Origin of the sequence: Mesorhizobium sp. M5C.F.Ca.ET.164.01.1.1, from assembly GCF_004792125.1 — a bacterium.
GTDB lineage: Bacteria > Pseudomonadota > Alphaproteobacteria > Rhizobiales > Rhizobiaceae > Mesorhizobium > Mesorhizobium wenxiniae.
This window is the reverse complement of the sequence record NZ_SRTG01000002.1, coordinates 36942-48955: the sequence shown is the minus strand read 5'-3', so window position 1 is coordinate 48955 and position 12014 is coordinate 36942. Positions and strand designations below refer to the sequence as shown.

Annotated in this window: 15 protein-coding genes; 2 read left to right on the top strand and 13 right to left on the bottom strand. The window is 61.5% G+C overall.

Annotated features, from left to right (window positions below):
- Window positions 1-43: 43 nt before the first annotated feature.
- Window positions 44-739 carry a ribonuclease HII gene (locus EN807_RS17005; RefSeq protein WP_127314364.1) on the top strand — a complete coding sequence of 232 codons (696 nt, stop codon included), beginning with the start codon at window positions 44-46 and terminating at the stop codon, window positions 737-739.
- 239 nt (window positions 740-978) lie between these two features.
- Here EN807_RS17005 and EN807_RS17000 read toward each other — a convergent pair whose 3' ends face one another.
- The 12 genes from EN807_RS17000 to EN807_RS16945 form a co-directional block, all read right to left on the bottom strand.
- Window positions 979-1470 (bottom strand): F0F1 ATP synthase subunit B, encoded by a 492-nt coding sequence (locus EN807_RS17000; RefSeq protein WP_127314363.1) that lies wholly within the window; start codon window positions 1468-1470, stop codon window positions 979-981.
- Window positions 1471-1480: 10 nt separating this feature from the next.
- Complete coding sequence (locus EN807_RS16995) at window positions 1481-2080, bottom strand: F0F1 ATP synthase subunit B (protein ID WP_135935940.1); 600 nt, start codon at window positions 2078-2080, stop codon at window positions 1481-1483.
- 69 nt (window positions 2081-2149) lie between these two features.
- Complete coding sequence (locus tag EN807_RS16990; RefSeq protein WP_023799397.1) at window positions 2150-2374, bottom strand: F0F1 ATP synthase subunit C; 225 nt, start codon at window positions 2372-2374, stop codon at window positions 2150-2152.
- Between the two features lie 78 nt (window positions 2375-2452).
- Entirely contained in the window at window positions 2453-3211 is a 759-nt protein-coding gene (locus tag EN807_RS16985) for a F0F1 ATP synthase subunit A (protein ID WP_135935939.1), read from the bottom strand.
- 71 nt (window positions 3212-3282) lie between these two features.
- On the bottom strand, window positions 3283-3681 hold the full coding sequence (locus EN807_RS16980; protein ID WP_127314360.1) for an AtpZ/AtpI family protein: 399 nt from the start codon (window positions 3679-3681) through the stop codon (window positions 3283-3285).
- 242 nt (window positions 3682-3923) lie between these two features.
- Window positions 3924-5108 carry a cell wall hydrolase gene (locus tag EN807_RS16975; RefSeq protein WP_135935938.1) on the bottom strand — a complete coding sequence of 395 codons (1185 nt, stop codon included), beginning with the start codon at window positions 5106-5108 and terminating at the stop codon, window positions 3924-3926.
- A gap of 386 nt (window positions 5109-5494) precedes the next feature.
- A complete protein-coding gene (locus EN807_RS16970; protein ID WP_135935937.1) occupies window positions 5495-6385 on the bottom strand; it encodes an SDR family NAD(P)-dependent oxidoreductase in 891 nt (296 codons plus the stop codon).
- A complete protein-coding gene (locus EN807_RS16965; protein ID WP_135935936.1) occupies window positions 6382-7161 on the bottom strand; it encodes a 2-oxo acid dehydrogenase subunit E2 in 780 nt (259 codons plus the stop codon). The genes EN807_RS16970 and EN807_RS16965 overlap by 4 nt, the downstream gene beginning before the upstream one ends.
- A gap of 10 nt (window positions 7162-7171) precedes the next feature.
- Window positions 7172-7759 carry a protein-S-isoprenylcysteine O-methyltransferase gene (locus EN807_RS16960; protein WP_135936467.1) on the bottom strand — a complete coding sequence of 196 codons (588 nt, stop codon included), beginning with the start codon at window positions 7757-7759 and terminating at the stop codon, window positions 7172-7174.
- 161 nt (window positions 7760-7920) lie between these two features.
- Window positions 7921-8520: a hypothetical protein gene (locus EN807_RS16955; RefSeq protein ID WP_135936466.1), complete on the bottom strand. Its 600-nt coding sequence runs from the start codon at window positions 8518-8520 to the stop codon at window positions 7921-7923.
- Window positions 8521-8663: 143 nt separating this feature from the next.
- Entirely contained in the window at window positions 8664-8801 is a 138-nt protein-coding gene (locus EN807_RS36605) for an ABC transporter (RefSeq protein ID WP_135935935.1), read from the bottom strand.
- A gap of 199 nt (window positions 8802-9000) precedes the next feature.
- Window positions 9001-9597 carry a L,D-transpeptidase gene (locus EN807_RS16945; protein ID WP_127314354.1) on the bottom strand — a complete coding sequence of 199 codons (597 nt, stop codon included), beginning with the start codon at window positions 9595-9597 and terminating at the stop codon, window positions 9001-9003.
- A 188-nt stretch (window positions 9598-9785) separates the two neighbouring features.
- Between EN807_RS16945 and EN807_RS16940 the strand changes: the two genes are divergently transcribed.
- Window positions 9786-10541 carry a glucose 1-dehydrogenase gene (locus EN807_RS16940; protein WP_135935934.1) on the top strand — a complete coding sequence of 252 codons (756 nt, stop codon included), beginning with the start codon at window positions 9786-9788 and terminating at the stop codon, window positions 10539-10541.
- 36 nt (window positions 10542-10577) lie between these two features.
- Here the strand turns inward: EN807_RS16940 and der are convergent, their stop codons facing one another.
- Window positions 10578-12011, bottom strand: a complete 1434-nt coding sequence (gene der, locus EN807_RS16935; RefSeq protein ID WP_135935933.1) for a ribosome biogenesis GTPase Der — start codon at window positions 12009-12011, stop codon at window positions 10578-10580.
- Window positions 12012-12014: the final 3 nt, after the last annotated feature.

The window sequence follows — 12014 nt, the reverse complement described above, 5'->3', positions numbered from 1 at the left end:
GGGGCTTGCGGAGAATCGGAGCCGATGCGAACCTCGCCGCAACATGGCTCGCGCGCGTTCTGATTCTCCGCTTCTCTTCGAAATCGTCGAGAGACCCGATTTCTCCTTCGAGACGAAGGCGATGGCCGAAGGCCTGTGGCCGGTGGCGGGAATGGACGAGGCCGGCCGCGGCCCGCTCGCCGGGCCGGTCGTCGCGGCAGCGGTGGTGCTCGATCCCGCCAACATTCCCGATGGTCTCGACGATTCCAAGCGCCTCAGCCATCTGCAGCGCGAGGCGCTGTTCCTGAAAATCCTCGGCTCCGCTCTTGGCGTGTCGATGGCCTCGGTCAGCGCGGAAGGCATCGATGGCAGCAATATTCTCAAGGCCAGCCTCGAGGCGATGCGCCGCGCTCTGGTCGGGCTCTCGGTGCAGCCAAAGCTGGCCCTGGCCGACGGCCGAGACGTGCCGCCCGGACTGCCATGCGAAGGAAGAGCGCTGATCAAGGGCGACCAGCGCTCGCAGTCGATCGCCGCCGCCTCGATCGTCGCCAAGGTGATGCGCGACCGCATGATGTGCGGCTGCGGCAGCCATCACGCGCATTACGGCTTCGAACTGCATATGGGCTACGCCACGGTCCGCCACCGCACCGCAATCGAGGTGCACGGACCGGTGGCGCGGCTGCACCGAGCGTCCTTCGCACCGTTCCGGCTTGGCGGAACCGAGGTGCAGGACGAAGAGTGCCTTTCCGGCCTGGATTGAGCGATTCGCGATCCTCGCGGCGAATGCAGCTGAGCGCGTAATCTCCCCCTTGAGAAGGAGATGTCGCCGACGGCGACGGAAGGGGTCGCCTCGGCGGCGCTCGCATGTAAGACGAAACGCGCGGCTAGCCCCCTCTGGCCTGCCGGCCATCTCCCCTCGAGGGGGAGATTATCCTCGCCATAACAAAAAAGCCGTCAGGTTTCCCAGGCGGCCTTTCGATGACTTCTGGATGAAGTCGCTTAATTCAGCTTGGACTTGACGTCCTGCAGCGAGGCCTTGAACAGGTCGGCGCCGGCCTTTGCGTCAATCTTGCCGGCGAGCAGCGTGCGGGCGGCTTCGACGGCGATATCGACGGCGCTGGCGCGCACCTCACTGATCGCTTCGCGCTCGGCCTGACCGATCTTCTGTTCGGCGAGCGCGGTGCGCCGGGCGACATAGTCCTCGGTCTTCTTGTGCGCCTCGGCAGCCAGCATGTCGGCCTCGCGCTTGGCGGCGGCGACGATGTCGGCGGCCTCCTGCTCGGCTTCCTTGCGCTTGCGCTGGTATTGACCGAGCAATTGCTGGGCCTCCTCGCGCAGCCGGCGCGCTTCTTCAAGCTCGTTGCTGATCTTGTCGGCGCGGGCGTCGAGCGCCTTGGCGATCAGCCTCGGCACCTTGATATAGACGGCAATGGCCAGGAAAATGACGAGGGCAACGGTGGCCCAAAGCGTCGCGAGTGATGTGGCGTCCATGATGCGCTCCTCACCGGGCCACGGATTTGACGGCTGCCGCGACCTCGGCCTTGCTGGCCTTGCCGCCGACAAGCGCCTCGACGATGGCCGAAGCAGTGTCCTCGGCGATCGTGCCGACTTCCTTCATGGCATTGGCCTTGATGGACGAAATGCGAGCCTCGGCTTCGCCAAGCTTCTGGTCAAGCGCTGCCTCGACCTTCTTGCGGGCGGCTTCGACTTCCGCCTTGGCGGAATCGTTGGCCTGCTGACCGATCGCATTGGCCTTGGTCTTGGCCTCCGCCAGCTCCTGCTCATAAGCGGCAACGGCGGCATCGGCCTCGCCCTTCAGCCTGGCGGCATGATCGAGATCTTGGGTGATGCGGTCGTTGCGGACATCGATGATGCCGCCGACACGCGGCATCACCACCTTCTTCAGGAAGAGGTAGAACAGCCCGAAGGTGATCGCCAGCCACAGAAGCTGCGACGGGAATGTCGCCGGATCGAATGGCGGGAACACGCCGTGCGCCTCTGCAGGCACGCCGGTCCCGGAATGCGTATCGCCTTCCGTGCCGGTATGGCCGCCTTCGACGGCGGGCGCGGACTCTTGCGCAAAGGCAGATGTCACGAACATGGACTATCCCCTGATATCAGGCCCGCCGCCGATTGCGGCCGGCCCTTCCAATCTTAGCCGAACAGGGGCTCAGCCGAACAGGGCCAGAAGCGCGATGAGAAGGGAGAAGATGCCCAGCGCTTCAGTCACGGCGAAGCCGAAGATCAGGCGGCCGAACTGGCCATCCGCGGCCGACGGGTTGCGCAGCGCGCCCGCCAGATAGCTGCCGAAGATGTTGCCGAGGCCAATACCGGCGCCACCCATGCCGAGGCATGCGATGCCGGCGCCGATGAACTTTGCTGCTTCTGCTTCCATTTGTTCAACTCCTTTGGATCTAAAATTCCGTTGCAATTCCATCCGGCAGCAATGCCGGAAACTCTTGGCCAGCCTGGGTCAGTGCCCGGGATGCAGGGCGTCGTTCAGATACATGCAGGTCAGCACGGCAAAGACGTAGGCCTGCAGGAAGGCGACCAGCAATTCCAGCGCCGTCAGCGCCACGGCCATCGCCAGCGGCAGGACCGACCCGGCAATGCCGAGCGTGCCAAGCGCGCTCAAGCTCACCACGAAGCCCGAGAACACCTTCAGCGTGATGTGGCCGGCCAGCATATTGGCAAACAGACGAACCGAGAGGCTGACCGGGCGCGAGACGAAGGAAATCACCTCGATCAGCACCACCAGCGGCAGCAGATAAATCGGCACGCCATGAGGGACGAACAGTTTCAGGAAACCGAGGCCGTGCTTCATGAAGCCGTAGACGACGACGGTTCCGATCACCAGCGCGGCAAGGCCGAAAGTGACGATGATGTGGCTGGTGACGGTGAAGAAATACGGAAAAAGACCGAGCAGATTGGCAACGAGCACGAACATGAACAGCGAAAACACCAAGGGGAAAAACTTCATGCCTTGCGTTCCGGCCGCGTCCCTCAGCATGTTGCCGACGAATTCGTAGGCCATTTCCGAGACCGACTGAAGACGGGTGGGGACGAGGCTGCGACTCGAGGTGGTGAGATAGAGGAACGCCGATGCGACGGCGACGGTCGCGACCATGAAGAGCGCCGAATTGGTGAAGGACAGGTCGTAGCCGCCGATCTCGATCGGAATCAGCTTGTTGATATGGAACTGGTGGATCGGATCGACCTTGTCAGCAGCCACTTTAAATCCCCATCAAAGCCGCACGCGGCTTTAGTGTCCTGTTCACTGCGCCGGCAAGCGGCGCCTCAAGTTCATTCTTTCGGATCGCGCGTTTTGTCGCCCTGTCCGAATTCCGCCATAAGCCCTGCGGAACGCAGGACGTTGAGCACGCCGGCGCCAAAACCCAGCAGCAAAAAAACGATCAGACCCCATGGCGAAGTCCCCGCCACACGGTCGATGATCCAGCCGAGACCAGCGCCAACCACTATCCCGGCGATGAACTCGCTGGATAGCTTGAGCGCCTGGCCATATCCGGCCGCACTGCCCGCTTTCGCGTCGTCTTTCCCCTCGAGCCGGCCCGGCCGCCTTGTCGCAAGCGATGCTTCAAGGTCACGCCGGCGGCGCTCAAGATCGTCGTCGCGGATGTCGGCTTGACGCTGTTTGCCGGGGCCGGTTTCTCCGGTTCCGTCTGGCCCATTCTTGTCGGCCATCGCAACCCCCTTGCCCGGTCAGATCGTCGCCGTCCGTCCGCTCTTAAGTCGCCGGCAACATAGTTAGAGGGTCCGCGCCCGTCAAGCCACGGGCGGGACTTCAGCCTTAAGTATTTTCTCTATTTAAATCAACCACTTGCCAGGGTGCGACATCGTGCCCGCTACCGTCGTTGGCGTGCCGCGACCGAATCCCTCCGGCGACGGGTCTTCGATCGGCCGCGCCCGGGGCCTTGCCGGAGCGCTCAGCTCCAGCCGCCGCCATAGGTGCGGTAAAAGATATGCAGGCCGATCTTGGTCATTTTTTTCATCGTTCGCGCCCAACCCGGGTTGACGTAGTTGGCGTAGTAATGGGTCGACGATCCGACTTCCGGGATGAAGATCTTGCCGGCAGTGACCGCCATGGCGACATCCTGCGCGGTCTTGTAGTGGGAGGGGCTCTGGATGCGCTTCTTCCTGCCGTCGCAAGCGAAAGAAAACTGGCAACGGTTGAACCATTTGTCGTTCTGGTAGACGACGCCGCAGATCGAGTTCGGATAGGCCGGATTGCGAACGCGATTGAGAATGACCTGGGCGACGGCGGCCTGGCCGCGCACGGATTCACCGCGCGCCTCGAAATAGATGCCGTTGGCGAGGCAAGTCTGTTCCGGCTTGGAGAAGACGCTCGCCGGCAGCGGAGTTTGCATCCACGAATGATCGCCCTTGGCCACCGGCGGAATGAAACGGCCATCGTTCGGCTTCTCGTCCTGAAGCAAGGCCTCGAAGGGCGAAGCCTGGGCATAGTCGGGCGCGGCCGCTGCGTAGGCGGTTGCCAGGACGTCGGGGCGGTCGTTGTTGACCAGTGCGGCCAGCATGGCCGGCACCCCGGGATCCGGCTTCTTGTCAGCGCGCCTGTGAAACGCGGCGGCAATCTGGATTTCCTTGCCTTTGATCTCGGGCTTGGCGAAAGCCATCTTCAGGCCGCTGTCCATGCTCGGGCGAAGCAGCGAGGAGGTGCGCTCGAAAATCGAGCCGGCGTTGAAGTTCTTCGGCGGCGCGACCGGCGAGACGATGATGATGCGGCCCTTCTTGTCGGCGCGCATGATGCGGTTTTCGTCGGGTGTCGTGCTGGCCACGCTGCCCTTGCCGCGAAACGACACGGCGCCGAGGCCGGGCAACCGTACGCCGGAACCCGAGATCGAGCCGGTGGTGTCGGAATCAAGGAAAGGCATTTCGGCGGCATGGACCGAGCCGGCGACGGATTTCTCGACATAGGCGTTCCAGCGGGCATTTGGCGCCTTGAGGCCGGAAATCAGGCTCGTCATGTCCTGGTAGGCAATGACATTGGGAAAGCCGACCCAGATGCCAAGCCCAAGGACCAGAGGAGACAGAAAGGAACGTTTTTTCTCACCGGCGACAGCGACAAGCCGCTTCAGAACACGTCGATGCACGGAACTCTCCAGAAACGCAACTGACCCCACTGGAGAGGCACAATGATGCATTAACCTTGATGGGGCGTTAACGGACAACGCCAATCGTTTCAATGGCTTTGTTGGAATGGCTCCAACGGTCCCAATAAGCACTCGGCAGAGCGCTGTTCAGAGATGGAGGATCCTGCTCTATGCCACGAACATGCTTAACAGCCCGTCATCGGCGATCGGTCTCTTGCTTCAATGAGGTTTTTCGATGGCGTTGCTTTCGCACCTTTTGGTTCGAGCCAGGGCCCATCGCCTCAACGAGAGCGCAGCAACGGTTTAGGTGGAAAGCGTTTGTTCATTGAGCGCAACCAAGACCATCAGCGACTCCTGAAGTGGCGAGCGGTGGCGTGCTGGTCCGGTCAGGGGTTAATTCCCCGAGGGCCGCGGCGTAGCTGGATCTGGCGGGTACCGCAGCATTTCTTGAACTTCATACCTGAACCGCAAGGACATGGATCATTGCCGCCGCGTTGCAGCCGGGCGACCAGGGGCAGCATCGCTGCGGAAGGCAGTAACGCCGCCGCAAGGGCAGCCAACTTGGCCGAGATTCCCGGTACGACGAGGCGACGACCGGATTTAAACCCTCGCCACGCACGTTCGGCCACATACTCTGGATCCACCTTGGGCAAGATGTTGAAGAGCACCGTCTGATAGGCGCCTGACCTTGCGAGAAACTCCGTCGACACCGGACCTGGTGCCACGCATGTGATCGTCACGCCGGTTCGGCGCAACTCCTGGTGAAGTGCCTCTGAGAAGAAGCGCACGAAACCTTTGCTAGCGAAGTACAGAGCCATATAAGGCCCGGGAACGAACCCGGCGACGGAACTGAGATTGAGCACCCCGCCCCGTCGGCGCGCCACCATTCCCGGCAGAAAATGGAGGGTCAGTTCTGTGAGGGAATGTATGTTAAGGTCGATGATGCCGAGCTGACCATCAACAGGCAGCACCGTCGCCGCGCCCCGCAGGCCATAGCCGGCGCTGTTGACCAGGACATCACAGACAAGGCCGTGTGCGGACAGAAAGTCCTCTAGGCGCGTTGGCGCATCGCCCGCCACGAGATCCAACTCGAGCGTGAATGCCTCGCCACCCCCCTCCCGAACTTCGGACGCCGCGGCGGCCAAACCCTCGGGCGAGCGGGCAACCAGCACAACCGCACCGCGCTCCCGTGCAGCGACGCTCGCAACTGCCCGGCCAATTCCACCCGAGCCGCCAATCACGACGACGGCTGGCCGGAATTCACGGTGCGAAATCATGTCGCGTTCCTCTGTCTTGCAGGAGCGGCAACACTTTGAGTAAGCAACAGCACTTCATCGGCGACAGTGCCGTTCAGAATCTTTTCGAATCTCTCCAGCGCTCGTGCGACGTTCGCTCCATCCATTACCCGGTGATCGTAGTGGATGCGGACATTCACCGATCCGTCTTCGCCGATCGGACCGTAGTTTAGAAGCGTGGTCAATGGTGTCAGCGGGTTGAGTGACTCCGCGCCGAGACCAGAATAGACGGACAGTTGGAAGGTACCGAAGTAATTTGCCCTTTGCCGGGCGATGTTCAACCCCAGCCACATAAGCAGCCACCTGACTGGCGCGGGCGCACCTGCCATCCGCAAGGCACGCCGGAACTCCGGGACCTCCAGGATCGGCCGGGATCGAGCGGCGTGGATGGATCCCTCAAGTTCCGTGATGGAGTAGCGCTCCGGGCACTTGATGCAGCTCAGCAGAACGGCCGGCTCGCCTTCATATTCGCGCTCGTGGGCAATCGAGGCTACGCTTGCCGGATACTCGTAAAGCTGCGGCCAGGGCAACTTGACATAGGCGCGCCGCAGCTCCGGCATCTCTAGGGCGAGAAGCGCATATCCTTTCAGGAAGATCGCGGTCCACGAGGGCCTGGTCTGCTGCGCCATTCTAGCCCGTACGAGTGGGCCGAGGTTCATCTGACGCTGCACCGCGACCCGTGGCACGCCGATCGAAAACCTCATCAGATCGCCAACAAGGCGCCGGGGCGCCGAAAGCTTGAGGGCTCGGCCTCGCATCAAAAGACCTCTAGTAAAGATAAGGGACTATTCGCTTGGTCTTTTCCATATAGGCACGGTATTGCGAGCCGAAACTCTCCAGCATCATACGCTCTTCCTTATCCACTCTCAGCAGGAAAAGGACTGCGAAACCAATCAAACCCGATATGCCCGCAACCCAGTTCGGCAGCAGAAAGACCTGGCCGAGCCCCATAAGCAGGAACGAGGTGTACATCGGGTGACGGACCAAGGCGTATGGCCCGGCGCTGACCAGTTCATGCCGTTCGCGAATCTCGAGCGTAATCGACCAGTTACGGCCAAGTTCCTTGTGGGATAGGCGAAAAATCCACAGCGCAGCGCAGAAGATGATGGTTCCGAGCGCCACGGACCACGCGCTGGCCGGATGGTCAGCAGCTGCGGGGATGCCGGTGACGACATAGAAGCCAGGCAGGATCGCGAGGCCAAGGAGAGCCGATGCAAGCCCCACGGTGTCGGAACTTGAGCGGCCGCCAGCTACAATTCGCACGCGCCTCGCCCGGCGCTCGAAGGGATACCGGATCACGTACCAAGCAACTATGCCGATTACCCATATGATCTCGCCAACTGAGGCTACAGCAATGCTCACTTCAGGTCACCGGAGCCTTTTCTCGATCTGGGACCACGGCAAGCCGTCGCAACGATGTCATCGTCCGAATTGTCGACCGATAGACATTCAGAGCGCGTTCCTTTCGGACTTAACCGGGCGAATGAGGCGCGAAAACGGGTTTTGCCAATCGCATTTCAACCCCCGTTCATCTCCCGAAGCTTGGTTATGAATTGTTGTGGCCGCAGCCAGGTGCCGGGGGTCTTATACCCCATGGATATGGCGATGTCCGCTACGAATGCGTTGCAGTTGTAGAGCGACGCGTGCCAAAGCGGAGAGCTGGCCTGCAGCTTTCGTATGCTCGCGACGACTTTCCTATATTCGGCTTCGGTAAGTAAAACTCGCCAGCTTGCCGACCGGTAGGCATCTTCCAGGTCGCCGTCCGTCCACCCGGTGGAGGCTGGCACGGGCGCCAAATGGCCGAGAACATAGACATTGGGATCATCGGACTTCGGAGCGAGCCCCGCGACTTCGGGGTTGACCATCCGTCCCGCCTGATTCAATCGTCCAAAAATCACGTAGGAATGGCCGTAGGTAAGGGCGTACCGGGAGCGGAACTCGATGAAATGCTGTTGGGCTTGAGTTGACGCCGCCGCGCGCGCCGGCATCGCCGCGGTTCTCAGTGCCCGATCATTGGACACGAAAGTCGGCTGGGGCTTGTTGTCCTGCGACTGACACGACGCGGCGACAAGCGCGAGCAGGGCCACAATTGTTGAACGGCCACTTACAAGCGTCATTCTCATCCAGAACTCCGAGGACCGCAGACCTGGTGCCAGCCTACGCCCGCCAACCGCACGTAGGCTGCGAATCCGGCCTTGGCCCCTGCATATCGATGGGGAAGGGCCTGGCGGCCCTTCCCCAAATCTCCGAAAGCCGGCGCTTATTTAATCACGGGCTCCTCTACGGCAGCGGGTTCCGGCGGAGGAGCCTTCCCCTTTCCTTTACCAATCCCGTTCGCGCAGCCGCTCAGGCTGGCAACGGCGAGGGTAGCAACCATTACAATCAACATCCTGTTCATCAAGCAATCCTTTCCCCGGGGGCGGAACAGCCTATAGAATCGCCACAAATAAAAAGATATGCAGCCCCACCAAGTTAGCTGCGATCTACACCAAAGCCTAGTGCAGAAATGACACAGTCGGCGCCCGGTTGCAGGCGGCACCTTTGCGGTGACGTGCTGGCAGGGTTCACCATCCAACGGAAATCGGGCCTGCCCACCATCAAATAACCACCACCGTCGTGCCCAAGGAAGTACGGTCGTAGAGGTCAATGATGTCGTCATTGATCAAACGGATGCATCCGCTCGATACCGCTGTGCCTATCGTCCATGGCTCGTTTGTACCATGTATCCGGAAGTGGGTGTCGCGCCCGTTGCGATAGAGATAGAGGGCACGCGCACCAAGCGGGTTGTTTGGTCCGCCAGGGACCCCCCCTGCATACTTCACCAGGCGCGGCTTGCGCCTCATCATGTTGGCGGTGGGTGTCCACGACGGCCAGTCCGCCTTGCGGGCGACGGTCGCTGTACCCTTGAACGAAAGTCCCTGCTCGCCAACGCCGACGCCGTAACGCGTCGCCCACCCGTCGCCCTCGACGGCATAGAGAAAACGTTGCGACGTATCGACGACGATGGTTCCAGGCGGCTCGTTTCCGTCGTACCGCACATGCTGCCGCCGGAATCGAGGACTGAGGCCACTTCTTGGTCCGAACGCGGATGAAATAGGCTCCGTCACCTGTCGCAACGTCGACGTACATCCGGAGACCATCAGAGCCAGACAACCCAGCACGAGCCCCCGGCGCGCAATGTGGTGTTCTTTCATTTCTACCTGCTAGGAAATTGGTCGATCTACCGCCGCCCTCGTCTCTACCATTCCAAGGCCTGCGGGCCAAGTCTCGCTGTGCGGTGGCAAAATGAATTCACAGGATTGACAAGCGAATTGGAGCGAAACTTCTTGCGATAACCGTCTACCTCTGTTCGGTATGTCACAATGGGCATAGGACAGAGACGATGAAGCCTGACTTTCATGGTAAAGTCGCGATTGTGACCGGGGCAGGCTCCGGGATAGGAGCGGCTGTTTCACGGCAACTCGCGCAGGAAGGAGCCGAGGTTGTTGTCGCCGACCTTGACGCCGAGGCCGCGCGCTGCAGAGCCGCCGAAATAAGCTCGCAAGGAGGCAGGGCCTACGACTTTGCGGTCGATGTCACGGATGCGGCAGCCGTCGAAAAGCTGATCGAGTTCACTGTCCAGAAATGCGGCGGACTGGATATGGCGGTAAACAATGCAGGTATCGACGGCGTTCGAAAAGCAACGGCAGACTATCCGCTCGACAACTGGCAGAAGCTGATAAACGTCAATCTAAATGGCGTTTTCTACAGCATGAAGTACGAAATCGCCGCCATGTTGGATCGAGGCGGAGGCGCCATCGTGAACATGTCCTCGATTCTCGGTTCCGTCGGCTTGCCGACTGCGTCCGCTTACACGGCAGCGAAACACGGGGTCGTTGGACTGACCAAGGTTGCGGCGATTGAATATGCGAGGATGGGCATCCGGATCAATGTCGTCGGCCCCGGCTGGATCGAAACGCCTCTTTTATCGGAGCAAACGGAGGTATTAGCCAGCCGGCGCATGGCAGGTCTTCAGCCGATGGGCAGGCGCGGGAAACCGGAAGAGGTAGCGGCTCTTGTTTGCTTCCTCTTGTCCGATCAGGCCAGCTTTATCACTGGGAGCTACCATCTGGTGGACGGAGCTTACACCGCCCATTAGGTGCAGTGGCCGTCCCCACTCGTGCTGGCTACTGGCTCAGCGGCGTTTCTTCGCCTTGCCGGCGAACGGATTTTCCGAGGTGCGCAAGGCGATGCGGATCGGCACGCCTGGCATATCGAAGGCCTCGCGCAGACTGTTCGAGAGATAGCGGACATAGGATTGCGGCATCGCGTCCGGCCGTGAGCAGGACACGACGAAACCCGGCGGGCGCGTCTTGGCCTGGGTGACATATTTGATCTTCAGCCGGCGGCCTGCCACGGCGGGTGGCGGATGATGCGCCAGGATGCCTTCCAGCCAGCGGTTGAGCTTGCCGGTCGAGACGCGGCTGTTCCACACTCTGTGCGTTCTGATGACGGCATCCATCAGCTTGTCGAGGCCGCGCCCGGTCTCGGCCGAGACCGGCACCGCCTGCATGCCGCGCGCCTGCGGCAACAGCCGCTCGGTCTTCTCGCGCAGTTCCGCCAGGAGTTCCTGGGGATGGTCGATCATATCCCATTTGTTGAAGGCGATCACCGGTGCGCGGCCCTCGCGGATGATCAGGTCGGCGATCTGCAGATCCTGCTTCTCGAAGGGAATGGTGGCGTCGAGCACGATGATGACGATCTCGGCAAAGCGGATGGCGCGCAAGCCGTCCTGCACCGACATGACTTCCAGCTTTTCGTGGATCCTGGCCTTGCGGCGCATGCCGGCGGTGTCGAATAGTTTCAGGCGGCGGCCATGCCAGTCCCAGTCGACGGAAATGGAATCGCGGGTGATGCCAGCTTCCGGCCCGGTCAAAAGCCGCTCCTCGCCGATCAGCGCGTTGATCAGCGTCGATTTGCCGGCATTCGGGCGGCCGACAACGGCGATGCGCATCGGTTTGGTATCGTCATAGCTCGGCTCGGCATCAGGATCGGTGATGTCCTCGCCGATCAGCACTTCGCTGGCGGCGGTCTCCTCGTCCGCATCCTCTTCTTCTTCGCCGAAGGCGCGCGCATCGCCCAGTGCGGCGATCACCGCATCGCGCAAATCGGGCAGACCCTGGCCGTGTTCGGCCGAGACCGGGATCGGTTCGCCAAGGCCGAGCTCCCAGGCCTCCAGCATGCCGCCCTGGGCGCCGCGCGCCTCGGCCTTGTTGGCCACGACGACAACCGGCTTGCCGGACTTGCGCACGATCTCGGCGAAGGTCTTGTCGTCAGGCATCAGCCCGGACTTGGCATCGATCGTGAAAAAGATCAGGTCGGCTTCGCGGATGGCGATCTCGGTCTGGGCGCGCATTCGGCCCGGCAGCGTCGAAGCAGCAGCATCCTCGAAGCCGGCGGTGTCGATGACGTCGAAATGCAGATCGTAGAGCTTGGCGGCATGGACGCGACGGTCACGGGTGACGCCCGGCGTGTCGTCGACAAGCGCCAGCTTCCTTCCCACGAGACGATTGAAAAGGGTCGATTTGCCGACGTTAGGCCGGCCGATGATGGCGACTTTGAACGTCATCCG